Raw genomic sequence first — 19837 nt, forward strand, 5'->3', positions numbered from 1 at the left:
TTGGGCGAGAAACACACCGCGGGAAGGACCTAGCTCTTGGTGGTCGTGGTTGCGGAAAGCGGAGGGGGCCGGTGGGGGGGGGTTCCCCCCCCCACCCGGCCCTCTCGCGTGACCGGTCAGACCTCGTCGGTCGTCTCGGACGGCTGCTGCCCGTCCTCGCGCTTGCGGCGGGCGAGGAACGCCAGGCCCGCGGTCGCGAGCGCGCCGGCGCCCGCGAGCAGGCCGCCCACGACGCCGCCGCCCGTGGGCGACAGCGGCGCGTCGGGGCCCGGCGACGGCGCGGCGCTCTGCGACGGCGACGGGACCGGCGTCTGCGACGGAGCCTGGGTGGGCGCCTGGGTCGGGGTCGCCGTGGGGCTCGCGCTCGGCGTCGTCGTGGGCGTCGGAGTCGACGTCGCGGTGGGCGTCGGCTCAGGCGTCGCGGTGGGCTCCGCCGTCGGCGTGGGCGTCGGCGACGGCGCGGCCACGGGCATCACCTGGACGACCGTCGGGCGCGGGCCGGCGAACGTCCCGCCGCCGGCGCCCGAGAGCGGGGCCTGCTTCATGCTGTCCGGGAACGTCGAGGTCTGCTCCTCGAACGAGCCGTCCTCACCCGGGTGCTGCACCGACACGAACACGTGCCATTCGTCGTCGTGGATGACGGGGCCGCAGGTCTCGGCCTCACGCGGCACCGACAGGAACTGCTCGACCCGGCCGCGCTGGTCGCCCTCGAGGCCGACGCGGAAGAGGCCGTCGTTGAACCCGATCGTGCTGGGCGCGCCGTCCGTCGAGATCCAGAGGTTGCCCGCCGTGTCGAAGGCGAGGTTGTCGGGGCACGAGATGGGCGAGACCTCGTCGACCGGGAAGCCGGAGAAGTACGCCGAGTCGTTGCGCGCGGGGTCGCCCGCGACGAGGAGCAGCGTCCAGCCGAAGGTGCGCGCGGTCTGGTCGCCGCCGTCCTCGGTGATCTCGATGATGTGCCCGTCGCGGTTCTCGGTGCGCGGGTTGACCTCGTCGGGTCCGGCCTTGCCCTCCGTGCCGCGGTCGCTGTTGTTCGTGCACGCGACGTAGACACGGCCGCTCGTCGGATGCGGCTGGACGTCCTCGGGACGGTCCATCTTCGTGGCGCCCGCGCGGTCGGCCGCGAGGCGCGTGTGCACGAGCACCTCCTCGACGCTCATCCCGTCGACGGCCGATGCGCCGTCGACGACGAGGGGGAGCCACTCGCCCGAGCCGCCGAAGCCGCCGTCGGAGGGCAGCGTGCCCGAGCCGTCGATCTCGGTCGCGGGCGAGTCGCCCGAGAAGCGCGCGACGAAGAGGTCGCCGTTCTCGAGCAGCGTCATGTTGTGCGCGCGGTCGCCCTCCACGTACGTGTCGCGGGAGACGAACTTGTAGAGGTAGTCGAAGCGCTCGTCGTCGCCCGTGTACGCCACGACCCTGCCGTTCGCGGCGACGATCACGTTCGCGCCCTCGTGCTTCAGGCGGCCGAGAGACGTGTGCTTGCGCGGCGTCGAGGACGGGTCGGTCGGGTCGATCTCGACGATCCAGCCGAACCGGTTGGGCTCGTTCTCATAGCCGGGGGTGCGCGCGTCGAACCGCGGATCGACGTTCTCCCAGCCGCGCGCGGTCTCCTCGTCGGCGAGGCCGTAGCGCTGCTCGGCCTCCGAGAGGCCGGCCGAGCGGAAGTAGCCGTCGAAGTTCTCCTCGCCGCTGAGGATGGTGCCCCACGGGGTCGTGCCGCCCGAGCAGTTGCCGAAGGTGCCGAGGACGGTCCTGCCCTCCGGATCGGCGACCGTGCGCAGGAGCTCGCTGCCTGCGGCGGGCCCGGTGAACGCGTAGGGAGTGTCGTCGAGGAAGCGGCGGTTGAGGGCTCCGCCCACGACGGGCGTCCACGGCGCGGTCTCGCTCGTGCGCGTGAGCTCGACGACGCTGAGACCGTGCGCCTTGAGTCCGACGCGGCGCACGCGCTCCACGTCGCCCTCGAGCTGCTCGGCGGGGAACATCACGTTCTCGTTCGTGTACTCGTGGTTCACGAAGAGGATGGCGGTGGTGGCCGAGGTGCGGATGATGTCGGTGTAATCGACGTTGTAGCCGAACTGCCGGGCCTGGGCCTCGGGCGTCTGGTTGAGGGCGTCGAAGGCGGGGCTGTCGGCGAACAGCGGGTCGCCCCAGCGGATGATGGGGGTCCAGTCGAATCCTTCCGGGACGACGAAGCTGTCGACCGTGTACGCGACGGGGTCGATCGGGGCGAAGCCGAAGGCGCCGGTCTCGCCCACAGCGGCGTAGGCGGTGCCGGTCGACGCGGCGGCGCGCTGCCCGGCCAGCGACGGCGCCAGCACGATCGCGGCGGCGCCGGCCGCACCGAGGCCGAGGAGAGCGCGGCGGGAGAGCTGGGCGTCGACGATGTCGCGGAAGTAGCCGTTGCCGGACGTGTTGCACACGCCCTTCGCGCAGGCGTTGGCGCACTTGAGGTGGCAGGTGACGGCGCTTCGCTTGCCCTTGACGTGCTGCGCCATGGGCAGCGTGCGGCCCAGGTTGATGACCATGTTCGACTGTCTCCTTCTCGCGGGCGGGGGAATCCCTTGTCGATCAGGCCCCGGAGAGCCCTCGCCACCACCTCACCGATGCCGGGTGTCCGGCAGGTGAAGCGGCGGCGAACGCCGGCTGACGCCCCGGGCACGGCTCGCATGCAGAGGGCCCGGGCGGACGATCGTCCACCCGGGCCCTGAGAGCGGGCTCCGCGTCAGCCCGCGTGCGTCATCGAGAGCAGGTCGAGCTTCTCGTCGAGCTGCTCCTCCGTGATCTCGCCGCGCTCGACGTAGCCGAGGTCGATCACGGCCTCGCGGACCGTGATGCCCTTCGCGACGGAGTGCTTGGCGATCTTCGCCGCCGCCTCGTAGCCGATCACCTTGTTGAGCGGCGTCACGATCGACGGCGACATGCCCGCGAAGGCGGCTGCGCGCTCGACGTTCGCCTCGAGACCCGCGATCGTCTTGTCGGCGAGCACGCGCGAGGCGTTGGCGAGGAGGCGGATCGACTCGAGCAGCGCGGTCCCCATGACCGGGATCGCCACGTTGAGCTCGAAGGCGCCCGACGCGCCGGCCCACGCGATCGTCGCGTCGTTGCCGATGACGCGCGCGCAGACCATGAGGGTGGCCTCGGGCACGACGGGGTTCACCTTGCCGGGCATGATCGACGAACCGGGCTGGAGGTCGGGGATGTGGAGCTCGCCGAGCCCGGTGTTCGGCCCCGAGCCCATCCAGCGCAGGTCGTTGTTGATCTTCGTGAGCGAGACGGCGATCGTGCGGAGCGCGCCCGAGGCCTCGACGAGCCCGTCGCGGTTCGCCTGCGCCTCGAAGTGGTCCTTCGCCTCGGTGATGGGCAGGCCGGTCTCGGCCGCGAGCAGCGCGATGACCTTCTGCGGGAAGCCGAGCGGCGTGTTGATGCCGGTGCCGACCGCGGTGCCGCCCAGCGGGACCTCCGCGACGCGGGGGAGCGACGCCTCGACGCGCTCGATGCCGAGCCGCATCTGGCGGGCGTATCCGCCGAACTCCTGGCCGAGCGTCACGGGCGTCGCGTCCATGAGGTGCGTGCGGCCGGACTTGACGACCGACTTCCACGCCTCGGCCTTCTCCTCGAAGGCCTTCGCGAGGTGGTCGAGCGCGGGCACGAGGTCGGTGATGAGCGCCTCGGTGACGGCGACGTGCACCGACGTCGGGAAGACGTCGTTCGACGACTGCGAGGCGTTGACGTGGTCGTTGGGGTGCACGGGCGAGCCGAGGCGGTCGGACGCGAGCGTCGACAGGACCTCGTTCATGTTCATGTTCGACGACGTGCCCGACCCGGTCTGGTAGGTGTCGACGGGGAACTGGTCGTCGTGGGCGCCGGTGGCGACCTCGTCGGCCGCGGCCGCGATGGCGTCGGCGATCGCGCCGTCGAGCGTCCCGAGCTCCTTGTTGGCGAGGGCCGCCGCCTTCTTGATGCGCGCGAGCGCGGCGATCTGGCGCGACTCCAGGCCCTTGCCCGAGATGGGGAAGTTCTCCACGGCGCGCTGCGTCTGCGCGCGGTAGAGGGCGGTCGCGGGGACGCGCACCTCGCCCATGGTGTCGTGCTCGATGCGGTACTCGATCTCGGTCACTTCCTTGTTCCCTCCGGGTTCAGGCGGCCGCGTCGGTCGCGACGCCCATGGTGACGTGGGGCACCGCGGTGCCCTCGGCCAGTCGGTAGTTGGCTCCCACGATGCCGAGACGGCCCTCCGCGACGGCGCGGGAGATCAGCTCGGACGACTGCAGGATCCAGTCGATCGTGTCGCGCACGTGCAGGCGGCCGACGAGCTCGGCATCGACGGTCGCGGGGGTCGCGCCGTCCGACTCGCGCAGCGCCGCGTGCACCGCGGGCACGATCGGCGAGATCTGACGCCAGATGTGCGGGGGCAGAACGGGCGCGTCCGGCCCCGTGCTGTCGATCGCGGCGCGGACCGCGCCGCACGAGTCGTGCCCGAGCACGACGAGGAGCGGCACGCCGAGCACCTCGACGGCGTACTCGAGGGAGCCGACGATCGACTCTCCGGGGACCTGGCCGGCGTTGCGCACGACGAACAGGTCGCCGAGGCCCAGGTCGAAGATGATCTCGGCCGCCAGCCGCGAGTCGGAGCATCCGAAGAGGGTGGCGAGGGGCGTCTGCCCCGCCGCGAGCTCGTGGCGACGGCGGACATCCTGGTGGGGGTGCGCGGGCGTGCCCGCCACGAACCGGGAGTTGCCGGCCTGCATCTTCTCCCACGCCTCGGCGGGGGTGAGGTTCTCGCTCATTCGGGTGTCCCTTCTGCGGTCGCGAGTGCGTCGATCTGGTCGGCCACGAGCGCGGCGAGATCGGCGGCGACCTCCGGCTCGGAGGATCCGTACACGAGGACGTGGTCGGCGCCGGCCTGGGTGCCCAGCGCGTACGACACGTTGGCGTTCGCCTCGGGGTCGGAGATCTCGTACACGTCCCAGCGGACGCCGTCGATCGTGACGGCATCGGTCGGCGCCGCCCCGCCCAGGACCCGCGCGGCCCAGGTCTCGTCGGCGTCGAAGCCCTGGCTCAGTCGGAGGAAGCCGGTCTCGGTCGGAACGTACGCGATGCTCCACGTCGTGACGTCGCCGTTCTCGAGCCGTGCCGAGTTCACGCGCCAGTCGTCCGGGGCGTCGGGGACGATCGCGTCGTGGCCCGTCGTCTCCTCGGCATCGGCGGCGATCGCCGCCACGTTGATGGGCGCAGGCTCCGGGGCCTCGCCGCGCGGCACGCCCCACACGATGACGGCCACGACGGCGAGCGAGACGACGAGTGCGACGATGAGGTTGCGGAACGTCTGGCTGCCGCGGTAGATGCGCGAGCTCTCGGCCTTCCGCGCGGCGATCTCGTCGGGCGTCTCGGGGCGGCCGAGGTGTGCGGCGATGCGCGGCTCGCGCGCCATCAGGCCTCGCCCCCCGCGGCGCGCGCGGCCTCGAGACGGCGCTTCGCCCCGAGCAGCCACTCCTCGCAGCGTGCCGCGAGCGCCTCGCCGCGTTCCCAGAGCGCGAGGGACTGCTCGAGGGTGGGCGCGCCCTGCTCGAGCTCGGACACGACGCGGACGAGCTCGTCCCGCGCCTGTTCGAACGAGAGGGACGCGACGTCGGCGGGGGGAGCCTGTTCGGTCATAGCGGTTCCATCCTACGAGGAGGCGGGCGCGGTGCCCGCGTCGAGCGGTCCGCCCGAGGTCGCCGACACGGCGCCGTGCTCGAGGGTGAGCGCGAGCCGCGCGCCGCGGGGCGCGTCCTGCGCGGACCGGAGGATGGCGCCGTCCTCGGCCTGCGCGATCGCGTAGCCCCGTGCGAGCGTCGACTGCGGCGAGAGGGCGCGCAGCGACGCCCGCAGCTCCGCGGTGCGGCGCTCGCCGTCGTGGATGCGCCGCTGGGCGATGTCGCGCCCTCGCGCCACGAGGAGGAAGACGTCCTGCTCGCGCGTCTCGACGAGGCGCTCGGGCGCGCGCAGGACGGGGCGCGAGCGGATGTGCTCGAGCTGCGCGATGTCGTGCTGGAGGCGATGCTGCAGCCGTGTCGCGAGACGCGACCGCAGCTGCGCGACCAGCGCCCGCTGCTCGCCGACGTCGGGGACGACGCGCTTCGCGGCGTCGGTGGGCGTCGAGGCGCGCAGGTCGGCGACGTCGTCGAGCAGCGGATGGTCGTTCTCGTGGCCGATCGCGCTCACGACCGGGGTCCGCGCGGCCGCGACCGCGCGGACGAGGCGCTCGTCGCTGAACCCGAGGAGGGTCTGCGGATCGCCGCCGCCGCGGGCGATGATGATGACGTCGATGTGCGGATCCGCATCGAGCGCGCTGAGCGCCTGGAGGATCTCGGGCACGCTGCGCTCGCCCTGCACGGCGGCGTGGATCGTGCGGATGCCGACGTGCGGCCACCGCAGCTCGGCGTTGCGCAGGACGTCCTTCTCGGCATCCGAGCGCTCTCCCGTGATCAGCCCGATGCCGTGGGGCAGGAAGGGGAGCGGCTTCTTCCGGGCGGGGTCGAAGAGCCCCTCGGCGCGCAGCTGCGCGCCGAGCCTCTCGAGACGCTCGAGCTGCTCGCCGAGGCCCACGTGGCGCATCGAGGTGACCTGGAAGGAGAGGTCGCCGCCCTTCGGGTAGTAATCGGCCTTGACGCACGCGATCACGTGGTCGCCGACCTTCAGATCGGCCGGGGTGCGCGCGCGGACGCTGGACCACATCCGGATCGAGATCTGCGCATCCGATCGGAGGTCCTTCAGGCGGCCGAACACGGCGCCGCCGCGCACGTTCCACGAGGTGATCTCGCCCTCGACCCACACGGCACCCCAGCGGTCGATGAAGCCCTTGATCGTCTGATTCAGGCGCGCGATCGAGGTCGGCGCATCCGGCTTCGAGTCGCGCGGGGCGACGGAATCGGCGGGGGGCTGCTCGCCCTCGGCGGGCTCCGGCTGGAACGTCGTCATGATCTCCTCGCGGCGCACTCCTCGGACGGCGGCACCCTGCCTGTCCCCAGGGGGCGCACGTAGGATCGGAGCATGAGCTCGACCGCCATCCATGTGCCCGTGCCCCGCGTGCCGGGCAGGAGCGTGCGCCTTCAGGATAACCCGGTGCCCGGACGCAAGCGGGTGCTGCTCGCGGCGCCGCGGGGCTACTGCGCGGGCGTCGACCGCGCCGTGATCACGGTCGAGAAAGCGCTCGAGCGCTACGGGTCGCCCGTGTACGTGCGCAAGCAGATCGTGCACAACATCCACGTCGTGCGCGAGCTCGAGGCGAAGGGCGCCGTCTTCGTCGAGGAGGTCGACGAGGTGCCCGAGGGCGCGCACGTCGTGTTCAGCGCGCACGGGGTCTCGCCCGCCGTCGTGAGCGCCGCGTCGGACCGGGGCCTCCAGGCCATCGACGCCACGTGCCCGCTTGTCACCAAGGTGCACCGCGAGGCCGTGCGCTTCGCCCGCGACGACTTCCACATCCTGCTCGTGGGCCACGAGGGCCACGAGGAGGTCGAGGGCACCGCGGGAGAGGCGCCCGAGAACGTCACGATCGTGAACTCGCCCGACGAGGCCGACACGATCGAGGTCGAGGATCCGTCGAAGCTCGTGTGGCTCTCGCAGACCACGCTCTCGGTGGACGAGACGATGGAGACGGTGAACCGCCTGCGCGCGCGCTTCCCCGAGCTGCACAACCCGCCGTCCGACGACATCTGCTACGCGACGCAGAACCGCCAGGTCGCGATCAAGAAGGTCGCGGCCGGAGCCGATCTCGTGATCGTCGTCGGCTCGGCGAACTCGTCGAACAGCGTGCGCCTCGTCGAGGTCGCCCTCCAGCACGGCGCGAAGGCCGCCTACCGGGTCGACTACGCGAGCGAGGTCCGGCAGGAGTGGCTCGACGGCGTCGAGACCGTGGGCGTGACGAGCGGCGCCTCCGTGCCCGAGGTGCTCGTCCAGGAGGTGCTCGACGCGCTCGCGAGCGCCGGCTACCGCGATGTCGAGGAGGTGCGCACGGCGGAGGAGGACCTCATGTTCTCGCTGCCCAAGGAGCTCCGCCAGGATCCGTCGGGTCGCCGCGACGCCCGCGCCGTGGGAGGCCGAGGCCGCGCATGACCGAGCCCCGCGACGACGCGCGGCCGCAGCCGCGGTTCGGGCAGTACGCCACGCCCGAGGAGCAGCGCGCGCGCATGGGGCTCCCGTCCGCTCCCGAGACCCGCGCGCCGGTCCCCGCGGCCCCCGTCCCGACCCCTTCTGCCGATGCCGCGCCGCGCCTGTCTGGCGGGCGCCTGATCGACCGCGCGGCGACGGTCGCGATGCTCGTCTACGGGATCTTCAGCGTGATCCAGTCGATTCCGCTCGTGCTCGACACCACGCGCCTGCTCGAGACGATGGGACTCGACGTCGAGCTCGCCGACCCGGCCGGCATGCGGATCTGGGGCGTGGCGGCCGTGATCGTGCTGACGCTCGGATGGATGGCGACCGCGCTCCTGTCATGGCGCGTCGCACGGCGCGGGCGCCTCACCTTCTGGGTGCCGATCGCCGGCGCTGTCGTCTTCAACCTGCTCGCGAGCATCGTCGTCGTGATCCCCCTCGTGAGCGATCCCGCCGTCGGGGATGCCGTGCTGCGGATGCAGGAGTCCTTCGGCTCCTAGCTCCGAGACGACGAAGCCCGGCGCCGCACGGCGCCGGGCTTCGTCGTCTGGAAGCGCTGTCAGCTCTGCGACTTGCCGAACGAGCCGAGCTGGCGGGTCGACTCCACGACGCGCGCGGCCATCGCCGACTCGGCGACCTTGCCCCACGCGCGCGGGTCGTACTGCTTCTTGTTGCCGACCTCGCCGTCGACCTTCAGGACGCCGTCGTAGTTCGAGAACATGTAGCCCGCGATCGAGCGCGTGAACGCGTACTGCGTGTCGGTGTCGATGTTCATCTTGACGACGCCGTTCGCGACCGCGAGCGCGATCTCCTCGTCGGTCGAGCCGCTGCCGCCGTGGAAGACGAGGTCGAGCGGCTTCTCGCCCGTGCCGAAGCGCGCCTGGATGCCCTCCTGGATCTCGCCGAGGAGCTCGGGGCGGAGCTTGACGCCGCCCGGCTTGTAGACGCCGTGCACGTTGCCGAAGGTCAGGGCGGCGATGTAGCGGCCCTGCTCGCCGAGGCCGAGCGCCTCGACGGCCTTCGTGACATCCGCGACCGTCGTGTAGAGCGCCTCGTTCGAGCCCTCGTGCGCGACGCCGTCCTCCTCGCCGCCGACGACGCCGACCTCGATCTCGAGGATCGCGTTGATGTTCTTCATGCGGGGGAGGAGGTCCGCCGCGATCTGGATGTTCTCGTCGAGCGGCACGGCCGAGCCGTCCCACATGTGCGAGTTGAAGAGCGGCTCGCCGCCGTTCTTCACGAGCTCCTCCGAGTACTCCAGGAGCGGGAGCACGAAGCCGGGGAGAGCGTCCTTCGGGCAGTGGTCGGTGTGCACGCCGACCGTGATGGGGTAGTTCTTGGCGACCTCGCGGACGTACTGCGCCATGGCGATCGCGCCGGTCGCGCGGCCCTTGACGGTGTGCCCGGCGAAGTAGTCGGCTCCGCCGGTCGTGACCTGGAGGATGCCGTCGGAACCGGCCTCGGTCAGGCCCTGGAGCACGGCGTTGATCGTCTGCGAGCTCGACACGTTGAACGCGGGGTAGGCGAAGCCGCCCGCCTTCGCGCGGTCGAACATCTCTGCATACTGATCCGGGGTGGCGACGGGCATTGCGGTGCTCCTTCGAATGGCGAGGTGAGTGCAGTCTCAGCCTAGCGAAGGCCGGATCTGCTCCGAGGACGGCGGCAATCGCGCGCGATCCTCACGATCCGGAAAGAAACGCAGTTCCTTCGAGCTGGAGCGCGCGAAGAACCCCGATCTGCGCCATCCGCTGCCGCTACTCTCTCAGCATGACTGCCGACACGCACGAGATCACGAGCGCCGACGACCTCATCCCGCTCCACCCCGACCGCAACATCGCGCTCGAGCTCGTGCGCGCGACGGAGGCCGCGGCGATCCGCTCGGTCCCGTTCATCGGCCGCGGCGCGAAGGAGGCCGCCGACGGCGCGGCGGTCGACGCGATGCGCGCGTTCCTCGCGACCGTCGACTTCGACGGCGTCATCGTGATCGGCGAGGGCGAGAAGGACAACGCGCCCATGCTCTTCAACGGCGAGCACGTGGGCACGGGGCGCGGTCGCTCGTACGACATCGCGGTCGACCCGATCGACGGCACCTCGCTGACGGCGGCCGGGCGCAACAACGCGCTCTCCGTGATCGCGCTCTCCGACCGCGGCACGATGCTCGACGCGTCGAGCGTCTTCTACATGGACAAGCTCGTCACCGGCCCCGCGGGCGTCGGCGTCGTGGACATCCGCCTGCCGATCGCCGAGAACATCCGCCTCCTCGCGAAGGCCCTCGACAAGCCCGTCGAGGAGATGGTCGTGTCGGTGCTCAACCGTCCGCGCCACGAGCAGCTCATCGAGGACATCCGCGCGACGGGTGCGGGAACGCGCCTCATGAGCGACGGCGACGTCGCGGGCGGCATCAACGCGGCCCGCCACGATGCGCGCACCGACATGTGCGTCGGGATCGGCGGCAGCCCGGAGGGCATCGTCACGGCGTGCGCGATCAAGGCCCTCGGCGGGCACATCCAGGGCCGCCTCTGGCCGCGCGACGACGACGAGGCGCAGAAGGGCATCGACGCGGGCCTGAAGATGGACCACGTCTACGAGGCGGATGACCTCGTCGCCGGGAGCAACACGATCTTCGTCGCGACGGGTGTGACCGACGGCGCGCTCGTCGAGGGCGTGCGCCGCAAGGACGGCTACGTCTACACCGAGAGCGTCGTGCTCCGCGGGCACTCGGGCACGCTCCGCCGCATCTCGTCGGACCACCTCGAGTCGAAGTGGTTCTGATCCCCTGAGCGCGGTCCGCCGCGTTCGTGATGTGTCTGTGACCGCCTCTCAGCCGACTTCGGCGACAATGGAGGTGGCGCAGGAGGACTCAGCGCGTCACGGGAGGGGTGGACCGAGATCATGGCAGTGCACGAGACCGTTCAGCAGACCGTGCGGGAACCCGACGTCCGGACGGGCGCGCAGGCAGTCGTCGCCGCCGCGAAGGACCCGGCGCGTCGCCCCGATGTCCTCTTCCGCGTTCGCCGCGCGCCGGACCAGGAGGCGAGCCCCTGGTGGCACATCGGCGCGTTCGTGGTCACCTCGGCGGCGGTCGTCGCCCTGCTGAGCTTCCTGCCCGGCTGACTCCGGCCAATCGCCCGGCGGGTGGGTGGCTCAGCCCACCGGCTCGGCGACGAGCAGCGTCGCGATGGCGATGCCCGCCGACTGTGCGAGCGCCTCGATATCGTCCACGCCGAATCGGCGCGCCGCGTCGATGACGATGTGCGCGGATGCCAGGGCGTCGGCGCCCGCGTCGTGGTGCGCGAAGCCGGTGAAGCCGGCCGCGGCCGCCGCGCTCGGCAGCTTGTAGGACGGGAGATCGTACGTCTTCCGTGCGAGCTGGAGGCTGCACAGCGAGCGCCAGGGCGGGCAGGCGACACCCGTGGCCGCCGACGCGCGACCGAGCACGCCCATGTCGAAGCTCGCGCTGTGCGCGACGAGGATGTCGTCACCCGCGAAGCCGCGCAGATCGTCGAACTGCTCGGCCCATTCGGGTGCCCCGACCACGTCGTCGGCGTGGATGCCGTGGATCGTCGAGTTGAAGGCGAAGAACTCGTCGAAGCCCGCAGGTGGCCGGATCAGCCACGAGGCGCGAGCGGCGATCTCGCCGCCCCTCACGCGAGCGAGACCGACCTGGCATGCGGACTCCGGGCGGGAGTTCGCGGTCTCGAAGTCGATCGCGGTGAAGTCGAGGGGCATCCGTCCAGTCTCTCCGACCGTTCCTGGGAGCGCGGACCGCGGCGCGCCTGTGAGTACTCCGAAATAACTTGCACACCGTTGTGCAGATTACTACCGTGGAGGTCATGGACGAGACCGCACCGCCCCGTGGCCGTCGCCGCGACGCGCTCGAGAACAGGGAAGCCCTGCTCGAGGCCGCCGCGCGCCTGCTCCGACGCGATCCCGAGGCATCGATCGACGCCGTCGCCGCCGAGGCGGGTCTGAGTCGGCGCGCCCTCTACGGCCACTTCCCCTCGCGGGACGCGCTCCTCGGCGAGCTCGTCGAGCGGGGCACCGCGCGCATCGCCTCGGCACTCGCCGACGTCGGCGACCCCGACCCGGCCGCGCACGTCGCTCGGATCGGGATGGCGCTGTGGCAGGAGGTCTCGGACGTCAAGCTCGTCGCGCGCGTGATCGTGCGCGGACCGCTCGAGCGAGCGGCCGCGCGCGGGCTGGAGCCCATCCGCGCGTCCCTCCGCGACGCGGTCGCGCGCGGTGCCGCGTCGGGCTCCTTCCGCTCCGACGCGGACCCGGCGATCGTGGCACGGCTCATCGAGGACTCCGCGCTCGCGGTGCTCGACGAGGTCGTGCGGCGCGGGCTCGGCGACGCCGAGGCGCGGCACCTCGTCGTGGTCACGGCACTCGGCGTCGCCGGGCTGTCCTGGCGCGACGCCGCGGCCGTCGCGATGGCGGTGGGCGCGGCATGAGGATCTCGGCGCGGGGCATCTCGAAGGGCAGCGTGCTGCCGGAGACGACGGTCCACGCCCGCTCGGGCGAGGTCGCCGTCGTCCCCGTCGAGGGCGGACAGCGGCCGAGCGTGCTGTCGCTCATCCTCGGCGGCCGGATGTCGCCCGACTCGGGCGAGGTCGCTCTCGACGGCGCAGCCGACGCGCGAGCGCTGCGGCGCGCGGTCGCGATCGTCGACGCGCCTGACGTGAGCGCCCCCGTCGACGATCTCGCGCTGCACACCGTGCTCCGCGAGGAACTCGCGTTCTCGGGGGTGCGCGGCACGCGTCGCGCAGCGCGCCGGATGCTCGCCGACGAGGGGCTCGTCGCCTACCGCGACACCGCCATGGGCGAGCTCCCCGCCGAGGTGAGGGTGCGCGTCCTCACCGAGACGGCGGCGCGTCGCCGCGGAGTCGAGGCGCTCGTCATCGTCTCGCCCGACCGCCACGGCGGCGACCCACGCGGATGGTACGAGGTCGCGCGGTCGTGGGCAGACCGCGGGCTCCTCGTGATCGTGCTCGCCGGCGGCGCATCGGTCGAGGCCGTCGGGGCGCTCATGGCGCTCGAGCGCGACGCGCACGCCCAGGTCCACGACGTCGTCCGCGAGCCGGTTGCGGCCGAGACCGCGCCGCTGCCGGTCGCGCCGCCCGTCACCGTCCTGCGTTCCGAGACCGACGTCCCCGTCGAGGGCGAGCGGGAGACTCCGCCTCCGTCCGCGCCATCCGACACCGCGCCATCCGACATCGCGGACGCGGGGCCATCCGCCGCCGCATCCGTCTGCCCCGAACCGATCGCGTCGCGACCCGACGCGGAGGAGACCGAACGATGACCTTCCTCACCCTCGTGCGCACCGAGCTCAAGCGCCTCACGGCCACGCCAATGGCGAAGCTCGCGCTCGCGGCGCTCATGCTCGTGCCCGTGCTCTACGCCGGTCTCTATCTCTGGGGCAACGACGACCCGTACGGGAACCTCGATCAGGTGCCGGTCGCGCTCGTCGTCGCAGACGAAGGGGCCACGCAGGACGGCGAGACCGTCAACTACGGCGACCAGGTGCGCGACCAGCTCGTCGAGGACGCCGAGATGGACTGGCACGTCACGACGTCGCAGGAGGCCGCAGACGGAATCCGCTCGGGGGAGTACGACTTCATCGTGACGTTCGGGCCGGACTTCTCGCGAGCGCTCACCTCGGCGGCGGGGGATGACCCCGAGCAGGCCGTCGTGGAGGTCACGACGAACGACTCCAACAGCTACCTCGCGGGCACGATCGCGGATCAGGTCGGCGAGAAGGTGCGCTCGAGCCTCACGCAGGAGGTCGGCCGGGAGGCCGCGCAGAAGCTGCTCGACGGGCTCGCCACCGTGCGATCGGGCCTCGTCGACGCCGCAGACGGCGCGCGGGAGCTCGCGGGCGGGACGGGCGAGGCGCGGACGGGATCGGCGACGCTCGCGGATGGCGCCGGTACGGCGGCCGACGGCGCCTCGCGGCTCACGGATGGCCTGACGACGCTGCGCGACTCGACCGCGGCCCTGCCCGACCAGACGCGCCAGCTCAACGACGGCGCGCACCAGGTCGCAGCGGGCAACGCGCAGCTCTCCGCGACGGTTCAACCGGTCGCGCAGCGCATCGGCGACGCGGTGGCGAACCTCCCGACGGAGGAGGACATCCGGGGCCGCCTGCAGGAGGCCGGCCTCGACGAGACGCAGATCCAGACGGTGCTCGGAATCGTCTCGCCCGTGCGGACGGATCTCGAGAGCGCGAACGCGCAGGTGCAGGATGCCGCCGGCAGCATCCAGGCGCTCGCCGACGGCAGCGCGCAGGTCGCCGAGGGCACGCAGAAGCTCGCGGACGGGATGCCCGCGCTGGTCGACGGGATCTCGAGCGCCCAGTCCGGCGCGTCGGACCTGTCGACCGGAGTGCGGCAGCTCGCCGACGGCGCGTCGTCGCTCGCGGACGGCCTCGTCAAGATCGACGACGGCGCCGTGCAGCTGCGTGACGGACTCGCCGACGCCGTCACGCAGATCCCCGACCAGTCAGAGGACGAGCGGAAGACAGCCGCCGCGATGATCGCCGACCCGGTGCACGTGTCGTCGAATGCAATCACGGAGGCGTCGTCGTACGGTGCGGGAATGGCGCCCTTCTTCATCAGCCTCGCGGCATGGATCGGGATCTACGCGCTGTTCCTCATCGTCAAGCCCTACTCGAAGCGCGCGGTCACGGCGCTGCGGCGACCCCTGCCCATCACGCTCGCGGCATGGACGACGCCTGCGGCGCTCGGCATCCTGCAGATGGCCGTCGTGTTCTGCGTCGTCGCGTTCGCCCTCGGGTACGCCGTGGCGCAGCCCTGGCCGATGCTCGGGTTCATGGCCCTCACCTCCGCGACCTTCGCGGCGATCATCCTCACGCTGAACGTGCTGCTGGGGAGCGTCGGGCAGTTCCTCGGGCTCGTGCTCATGGTGCTCCAGCTCGTCACGGCGGGCGGGACGTTCCCGTATCAGACGCTGCCGACGCCGCTTCGGACGCTGCACGAGGCGCTGCCGATGAGCCATGCGGTCGACGGCATCCGACAGCTCATGTACGGAGGGGACTACGCGCGCGCCTGGGCGGACGCGGGATTCCTCGGGCTGTGGCTCGTCGGCGCTCTGCTCGCGGCCTTCGTCGTGACCTTCCGGATGACGCGACGCCGCACGCTGCGCGACCTCCGGCCATCCCTCATCGGGTGATCGGCCGGGCGCTCTCGAGGATGCGCTGGAGGCAGAACCCGACCGTCGCGGCCTCGGGACTCGGAGCCCCGGAGTCGCGCACGGTCGAGAGGTAGCCGGCGACCGCGTCCTCGGCAGCGGACACGAGATCGTCGGCGTCCTCGGACTCGAGGGGCGCCGCGACGAGGTCGGCGCACGCGCGGATCGCCGTGACGAGCGGCTCATGCGCCGTGCGGTCGACCGTGGGCTCGCCGTCGTCCTCGCCACCCGAGCGGAAGAGCGCGTCGCTGAGGTCGCGGATCGAGAACACCGTGTGCTCGAGAGCCCTGCGCCGCCGGTCGTTGACGGCGCGCTCCTCACGGTGGCCGCGCGAGCGCGGGTTGCCCCGGGCGCTCTCGTCGGCATCGAGCACGTCGGCCGCGACCGCGGAGGCGGTGCGACGGAGCCCGCTCACGATCGTGTCGATCTCCTCGCGGGGCCCTGTGCCGCGCTCGAGGAGGTCCGCGAGATCGCGAAGCGACCCTGCCGCGGCATCCCTCAGCTGTGAGAGGCGCCGGCTGGCATACCCGAGGTGCAGCGGCGGCACGATCGCGAGGTTGACCGCGACGCCGACGACGACGCCGAACGCGAGCGTGACGATGTACGAGATCGAGAACTGGTCGGCGTCGGCCCCGCCGAGGAGCAGGACGAACATCCCGGCCATCGCGACCCAGTCGCCGCCCGCCCCGAGGAAGCGCGTGGCTCCGGCGAGGACGCCGACGCCGACCACGCCGCCGAGGGCGACCACGGCCGGACCGCCCGCGTGCACGAGAGCGAGCCCCGCGGCGCCGAGCGCGATGCCGATGCCGACGCCCGCGAGCGTCTGCAGGCCCGTGCGCACCGAGCGCATCAGTGTGGGATACATGCTCACCAGCGCGCCCAGGGGAGCGTAGTAGGAGTACTCGTTCTCGGCGAAGGGCACCCAGGGTGCGAGGTACCACGCGAGACCGCACGCCACCGCCGTCTTGGCGGCGAGGAGGCCGCGCCCCGGCCCCTCGAGCTCCTGGCTGCGGCGCTTGAGCGCCTCCCACCGCGAGCGCCACGTCATGATCGAGACGGTACCGGTCGCCATGCGCTTGCGGAACGGGTGGACAGCGCCCGGGGTCGTCGTCTATCCGCGGGGCGGCCTCGCAGGCGCCGCGCCGTAGGATGGATGCCCGTGGCTCTCACTATCGGAATCGTCGGCCTGCCCAACGTCGGCAAGTCCACCCTCTTCAACGCCCTGACCAAGAACACGGTGCTCGCGGCGAACTACCCGTTCGCGACGATCGAGCCGAACGTCGGCGTCGTGGAGCTGCCGGACGCGCGCCTGGATCGTCTCGCCGAGATCTTCGGCTCGCAGCGGATCCTCCCGGCGCCGGTGTCGTTCGTCGACATCGCCGGCATCGTGCGCGGGGCGAGCGAGGGCGAGGGCCTCGGCAATCAGTTCCTCGCGAACATCCGCGAGGCCGACGCGATCGCGCAGGTCGTGCGCGGGTTCGCCGACACGGATGTCGTGCATGTCGACGGCAAGGTCGATCCGGCGAGCGACATGGAGACGATCAACACCGAGCTCATCCTCGCCGACCTCCAGACCCTCGAGAAGGCGCTGCCGCGTCTCGAGAAGGAGGTCAAGGGGAAGAAGACCGACCCGGCCGTGCACGCCGCGGCCCTCGAGGCGAAGGCCGTGCTCGACACGGGCAAGACGCTGTTCCAGGCCGGCTTCGACGTCGCGCCGATCAAGGAGCTCGGCCTGCTGACGGCCAAGCCGACGCTGTTCGTGTTCAACGTCGACGAGGGCGTCCTCACCGACGCCGCGCGGATGGCGGAGCTCGCGGCGCTCGTCGCGCCCGCCAAAGCCGTGTTCCTCGACGCGAAGGTCGAGTCGGAGCTCATCGACCTCGAGCCGGCCGAGGCGCTCGAGCTGCTCCAGTCGCTCGGCCAGGAGGAGTCGGGGCTCGACCAGCTCGCGCGCGTCGGCTTCGAGACGCTCGGGCTGCAGACCTACCTCACCGCGGGGCCCAAGGAGGCGCGCGCGTGGACCATCCGCAAGGGGTGGACGGCACCGCAGGCCGCCGGGGTCATCCACACCGACTTCGAGCGCGGCTTCATCAAGGCCGAGATCGTCTCGTTCGCCGACCTCGACGAGGCCGGGTCGATGAACGAGGCCAAGGCGAAGGGCCGCGTGCGGATCGAGGGCAAGGACTACGTCATGCAGGACGGCGACGTGGTGGAGTTCCGCTTCAATGTGTGAGGCGATTGGCTGCCTATCGCGTTGACCAGCGGGGGTTCAGTCGTCCAAGAGTGGGTTGTATCTCATGCTCAGCCCTCGTTCGATCGCCGCGAGGCCTCCGGCGATGATGACGAGGAGGTTCTGCCAACCCGCGAGGCGGATCGCCGGGATCTCGAATACTGGGAGCCCGACGTACGACGTCAGCAGACCGACGAGGTTGATCAGCTGAGGAAGCTCGAGCAGAAGCACCCCCACGACGATGAGGGTGGCGACGATTCCGACTGCTCGACTGGTTGCGGGGTGCTGGCGGTCGAGGTTCGCTCGCCAAGCCTCGGCGGTGCCCGCAGCAGGGGTCAGCGGCTGGGTCTCCCGTGCCTTCGCCTCGCGGATGCGTACGTACTTCATCCCGAGCTTTGCGACAGCTGCCTCGATGTGCGCGCCGTCTTCGATGGCGAAGGAGGCCTTGCGTCGCGTTGTGTCGACGAGGCGACCGTCGCGGTACAGGGAGATGCGCTCATCGAGATCGAGGTACCCGGAGTCGACGACGTAGTGATGTCCGTTCCGGTGCACCTCGAATCTCCCCCGGATGAGGCCGGCTCCCCACCGGAGGGGCCTCAGCGTCGTTGATGATTGCGTGGTCACGATGCGACTCCTCGAAACATGTCGTCGATGGATGTCTGCAGCAGCGCGAGCGCCCGATCGGGCGAGGACTGGCCGAGGAGAACCTGCCCGCTGAGCCCTTCGGCCGTAGCAAGGAGTCCCTGAAGAGTGCCTTCGGTGTTGTTCGAGTCGAGGCGGATCCTGCTGGATTCCAGGAGGCGTTCGAGGAAGGCGAGAAGTTCGGCGTGCCCCTCGCGGATCCTCGTCGCCAGGATGTCCTCCGTGAGCGCCAGCGACTCGAACTGCGCCACCACCCGCAGTCGTCGCATCGCTGTGTCGTCGGTGGGAATCATCGCGCGCAGGACGGCGGTCAACACCTGTTCCGGCGCGGCGGCTTCCCCGACGGCCGTGGCCACCTCTGCGGCAACGGCGTGCTGTACCGAGTCGAAGGCCGCGAGCATCAGAGCAGTGCGGTCGGGGAAGTAGTGCTGAACCCGGCCGGGCGAGACCCCAGCAGCGGCAGCAACTCGTCGCACCGTCAACGCGCCGGCACCTTCCTCCGCCACCAGTACGCACGCTGCGGCAGCGATAGCGCCGCGCACTGTCTCGTGGTCCCGCCCCACACCTCGGCTCACTGGCACCTCCTAATCGATACGAGTGTATCGGATTGCGAGGCAGGTGTGCCAGATGTTCGTCCGTGCCGGAACTCGGTGGAGTGGAGATTCAATTTGTGAGCAAGGGGCGGCCCACCTCCAGCCCATAGGCCGTCGCGGGGTGAGGATTTCACGTCGTACTGTCGAGTGGGCGAAAACGAGCGGAGGGACGGTCTCCGGATGGAGTACAGGATCATCGCCGAGGGCATCGTGACGTTCGGAATCCTCACGCCGTGGTCGGACGTCCGGTCTGTTGTGCTGGCACGCGAACCGGGCGTGACGGTCGGCGGTCTCACCGTTGCCGAGTCCTATCTGCAGATCATCGTCGAACTCATGAACGGTGACTTCCTCGAGATCCCCGAAGGGAGCCCGAGCTGGGACTCGGTGGTGGACCATCTGCCGATACATCGCCCATTGCGGGTGCCCGACCTCCCAGCGCTGCTCGCCACGGATGGAGTGGAAGACGCGGTGCTCTGGCGCGCCTGACAACCAAGAGGTTGAAGCGGTTCGCTGCGCCCGTCTGCCAGAGGTTGGTCTGTACCGGGATTCGGTCGAGTTCCGGCAACGTCTGACCTCTGGGTCGTCCGTCGTGACTCAGTCCCGGTTCCGAATCGATTGCGCGATGCCGTCGAGGAGCAGTCGGACGCCTCGACGGTAGGCGCCTTCCGGGTCGCTGGCCTTCCCCGTCCGCTCTCCGAGAGTGCGGGAATCACGCGAGGCGGTCGGGTACCTGTTCGGCTCGCCGATCGCCGCGGACAGTGCCGGCTCGATCCTCGACCACCAGTCCGTGTCATGGGCAACCTTCCCCGAGTGGAACCCGACGCCGTGATCATCGACCAGCGCCCGATCCGCGGATCGCGGCGATCGAACCCCGCGACGTTCACGGGCCTCCTCGACCAGATCCGCGACGTCTTCGCGAAAGGCTCGGGCCAGGCCCCAGGCCTGTTCACGCCTAGGACGTGTTGCTAAATCCATTGCAGAGCGGCGGAGAGGCAGAGTCCTGCCGCGTATGACCGGGCGGTCTTGTCGT

20 protein-coding genes are annotated in these 19837 nt (G+C 71.2%); 9 read left to right on the top strand and 11 right to left on the bottom strand.

The window, feature by feature from the left end; translation table 11 throughout:
- Positions 1–116 precede the first annotated feature (116 nt).
- From ACWXWW_RS17205 to xseA, 6 genes are all read right to left on the bottom strand, one after another.
- On the bottom strand, positions 117–2525 hold the full coding sequence (locus ACWXWW_RS17205) for a PhoX family protein (protein ID WP_455971176.1): 2409 nt from the start codon (positions 2523–2525) through the stop codon (positions 117–119).
- Positions 2526–2722: 197 nt separating this feature from the next.
- Positions 2723–4117: a class II fumarate hydratase gene (locus ACWXWW_RS17210; RefSeq protein WP_271173766.1), complete on the bottom strand. Its 1395-nt coding sequence runs from the start codon at positions 4115–4117 to the stop codon at positions 2723–2725.
- Between the two features lie 19 nt (positions 4118–4136).
- The gene (locus tag ACWXWW_RS17215) at positions 4137–4787 is read right to left on the bottom strand and encodes a carbonic anhydrase (RefSeq protein WP_271173765.1); all 651 of its coding nucleotides are present in this window, start codon (positions 4785–4787) and stop codon (positions 4137–4139) included.
- Entirely contained in the window at positions 4784–5431 is a 648-nt protein-coding gene (locus tag ACWXWW_RS17220) for a DUF4245 family protein (protein ID WP_455971178.1), read from the bottom strand. Before ACWXWW_RS17220 ends, ACWXWW_RS17215 begins: the two co-directional genes overlap by 4 nt.
- Complete coding sequence (locus ACWXWW_RS17225) at positions 5431–5655, bottom strand: exodeoxyribonuclease VII small subunit (RefSeq protein WP_271173763.1); 225 nt, start codon at positions 5653–5655, stop codon at positions 5431–5433. The genes ACWXWW_RS17220 and ACWXWW_RS17225 overlap by 1 nt, the downstream gene beginning before the upstream one ends.
- Positions 5656–5667: 12 nt before the next feature.
- Positions 5668–6960, bottom strand: coding sequence for an exodeoxyribonuclease VII large subunit (xseA, locus tag ACWXWW_RS17230; RefSeq protein ID WP_455971181.1), 1293 nt, complete (start codon positions 6958–6960; stop codon positions 5668–5670).
- A 72-nt stretch (positions 6961–7032) separates the two neighbouring features.
- Between xseA and ACWXWW_RS17235 the strand changes: the two genes are divergently transcribed.
- Entirely contained in the window at positions 7033–8094 is a 1062-nt protein-coding gene (locus ACWXWW_RS17235) for a 4-hydroxy-3-methylbut-2-enyl diphosphate reductase (RefSeq protein WP_455971182.1), read from the top strand.
- Entirely contained in the window at positions 8091–8633 is a 543-nt protein-coding gene (locus ACWXWW_RS17240; RefSeq protein ID WP_455971184.1) for a DUF6264 family protein, read from the top strand. The genes ACWXWW_RS17235 and ACWXWW_RS17240 overlap by 4 nt, the downstream gene beginning before the upstream one ends.
- A gap of 59 nt (positions 8634–8692) precedes the next feature.
- Here ACWXWW_RS17240 and fbaA read toward each other — a convergent pair whose 3' ends face one another.
- Positions 8693–9721: a class II fructose-bisphosphate aldolase gene (gene fbaA, locus ACWXWW_RS17245; protein ID WP_282979568.1), complete on the bottom strand. Its 1029-nt coding sequence runs from the start codon at positions 9719–9721 to the stop codon at positions 8693–8695.
- Positions 9722–9900: 179 nt separating this feature from the next.
- Here fbaA and glpX point away from each other — a divergent pair, with 179 nt between their 5' ends.
- Positions 9901–10905, top strand: a complete 1005-nt coding sequence (gene glpX, locus ACWXWW_RS17250) for a class II fructose-bisphosphatase (protein ID WP_271173758.1) — start codon at positions 9901–9903, stop codon at positions 10903–10905.
- Positions 10906–11025: 120 nt separating this feature from the next.
- The gene (locus tag ACWXWW_RS17255; protein ID WP_271173757.1) at positions 11026–11247 is read left to right on the top strand and encodes a UDP-N-acetylmuramyl pentapeptide phosphotransferase; all 222 of its coding nucleotides are present in this window, start codon (positions 11026–11028) and stop codon (positions 11245–11247) included.
- A 30-nt stretch (positions 11248–11277) separates the two neighbouring features.
- On the opposite strand, the gene ACWXWW_RS17260 is transcribed toward ACWXWW_RS17255, so the two are convergent.
- The gene (locus ACWXWW_RS17260; RefSeq protein WP_271173756.1) at positions 11278–11862 is read right to left on the bottom strand and encodes a 3'-5' exonuclease; all 585 of its coding nucleotides are present in this window, start codon (positions 11860–11862) and stop codon (positions 11278–11280) included.
- Between the two features lie 104 nt (positions 11863–11966).
- Here ACWXWW_RS17260 and ACWXWW_RS17265 point away from each other — a divergent pair, with 104 nt between their 5' ends.
- Genes ACWXWW_RS17265 through ACWXWW_RS17275 form a run of 3 tightly spaced genes read left to right on the top strand, consistent with a single transcriptional unit; the run spans position 11967 to position 15324 of the window.
- Positions 11967–12587 carry a TetR/AcrR family transcriptional regulator gene (locus ACWXWW_RS17265; protein WP_282979565.1) on the top strand — a complete coding sequence of 207 codons (621 nt, stop codon included), beginning with the start codon at positions 11967–11969 and terminating at the stop codon, positions 12585–12587.
- On the top strand, positions 12584–13435 hold the full coding sequence (locus tag ACWXWW_RS17270) for a hypothetical protein (RefSeq protein WP_455971186.1): 852 nt from the start codon (positions 12584–12586) through the stop codon (positions 13433–13435). The genes ACWXWW_RS17265 and ACWXWW_RS17270 overlap by 4 nt, the downstream gene beginning before the upstream one ends.
- Positions 13432–15324 (top strand): YhgE/Pip family protein, encoded by a 1893-nt coding sequence (locus ACWXWW_RS17275; protein WP_455971188.1) that lies wholly within the window; start codon positions 13432–13434, stop codon positions 15322–15324. The genes ACWXWW_RS17270 and ACWXWW_RS17275 overlap by 4 nt, the downstream gene beginning before the upstream one ends.
- On the opposite strand, the gene ACWXWW_RS17280 is transcribed toward ACWXWW_RS17275, so the two are convergent.
- Positions 15314–16390: an FUSC family protein gene (locus ACWXWW_RS17280; protein ID WP_455971190.1), complete on the bottom strand. Its 1077-nt coding sequence runs from the start codon at positions 16388–16390 to the stop codon at positions 15314–15316. The genes ACWXWW_RS17275 and ACWXWW_RS17280 overlap by 11 nt on opposite strands.
- A gap of 111 nt (positions 16391–16501) precedes the next feature.
- Between ACWXWW_RS17280 and ychF the strand changes: the two genes are divergently transcribed.
- Complete coding sequence (gene ychF / locus ACWXWW_RS17285; RefSeq protein WP_455971192.1) at positions 16502–17575, top strand: redox-regulated ATPase YchF; 1074 nt, start codon at positions 16502–16504, stop codon at positions 17573–17575.
- Between the two features lie 36 nt (positions 17576–17611).
- On the opposite strand, the gene ACWXWW_RS17290 is transcribed toward ychF, so the two are convergent.
- A complete protein-coding gene (locus ACWXWW_RS17290; protein ID WP_016697626.1) occupies positions 17612–18196 on the bottom strand; it encodes a hypothetical protein in 585 nt (194 codons plus the stop codon).
- Positions 18193–18789, bottom strand: a complete 597-nt coding sequence (locus tag ACWXWW_RS17295; protein WP_006898685.1) for a TetR/AcrR family transcriptional regulator — start codon at positions 18787–18789, stop codon at positions 18193–18195. Before ACWXWW_RS17295 ends, ACWXWW_RS17290 begins: the two co-directional genes overlap by 4 nt.
- Before the next feature lie 198 nt (positions 18790–18987).
- Here ACWXWW_RS17295 and ACWXWW_RS17300 point away from each other — a divergent pair, with 198 nt between their 5' ends.
- Positions 18988–19293, top strand: a complete 306-nt coding sequence (locus ACWXWW_RS17300; protein WP_324014432.1) for a hypothetical protein — start codon at positions 18988–18990, stop codon at positions 19291–19293.
- Positions 19294–19837 lie beyond the last annotated feature (544 nt).

Source organism: Microbacterium sp. KNMS, assembly GCF_053851835.1.

What these genes read in the sequence shown, in the direction of transcription:
- ACWXWW_RS17240 (WP_455971184.1), top strand. Translation starts at nt 8,091, where the DNA reads ATGACCGAGCCCCGCGACGACGCGCGGCCGCAGCCGCGGTTCGGGCAG.
- ACWXWW_RS17255 (WP_271173757.1), top strand. Translation starts at nt 11,026, where the DNA reads ATGGCAGTGCACGAGACCGTTCAGCAGACCGTGCGGGAACCCGACGTC.
- ACWXWW_RS17275 (WP_455971188.1), top strand. Translation starts at nt 13,432, where the DNA reads ATGACCTTCCTCACCCTCGTGCGCACCGAGCTCAAGCGCCTCACGGCC.
- ACWXWW_RS17300 (WP_324014432.1), top strand. Translation starts at nt 18,988, where the DNA reads ATGGAGTACAGGATCATCGCCGAGGGCATCGTGACGTTCGGAATCCTC.
- glpX (WP_271173758.1), top strand. Translation starts at nt 9,901, where the DNA reads ATGACTGCCGACACGCACGAGATCACGAGCGCCGACGACCTCATCCCG.
- ACWXWW_RS17270 (WP_455971186.1), top strand. Translation starts at nt 12,584, where the DNA reads ATGAGGATCTCGGCGCGGGGCATCTCGAAGGGCAGCGTGCTGCCGGAG.
- ACWXWW_RS17220 (WP_455971178.1), bottom strand. Translation starts at nt 5,431, where the DNA reads ATGGCGCGCGAGCCGCGCATCGCCGCACACCTCGGCCGCCCCGAGACG.
- ACWXWW_RS17260 (WP_271173756.1), bottom strand. Translation starts at nt 11,862, where the DNA reads ATGCCCCTCGACTTCACCGCGATCGACTTCGAGACCGCGAACTCCCGC.
- ACWXWW_RS17265 (WP_282979565.1), top strand. Translation starts at nt 11,967, where the DNA reads ATGGACGAGACCGCACCGCCCCGTGGCCGTCGCCGCGACGCGCTCGAG.
- ACWXWW_RS17225 (WP_271173763.1), bottom strand. Translation starts at nt 5,655, where the DNA reads ATGACCGAACAGGCTCCCCCCGCCGACGTCGCGTCCCTCTCGTTCGAA.
- ACWXWW_RS17235 (WP_455971182.1), top strand. Translation starts at nt 7,033, where the DNA reads ATGAGCTCGACCGCCATCCATGTGCCCGTGCCCCGCGTGCCGGGCAGG.
- ACWXWW_RS17215 (WP_271173765.1), bottom strand. Translation starts at nt 4,787, where the DNA reads ATGAGCGAGAACCTCACCCCCGCCGAGGCGTGGGAGAAGATGCAGGCC.
- ACWXWW_RS17205 (WP_455971176.1), bottom strand. Translation starts at nt 2,525, where the DNA reads ATGGTCATCAACCTGGGCCGCACGCTGCCCATGGCGCAGCACGTCAAG.
- ACWXWW_RS17280 (WP_455971190.1), bottom strand. Translation starts at nt 16,390, where the DNA reads ATGACGTGGCGCTCGCGGTGGGAGGCGCTCAAGCGCCGCAGCCAGGAG.
- fbaA (WP_282979568.1), bottom strand. Translation starts at nt 9,721, where the DNA reads ATGCCCGTCGCCACCCCGGATCAGTATGCAGAGATGTTCGACCGCGCG.
- xseA (WP_455971181.1), bottom strand. Translation starts at nt 6,960, where the DNA reads ATGACGACGTTCCAGCCGGAGCCCGCCGAGGGCGAGCAGCCCCCCGCC.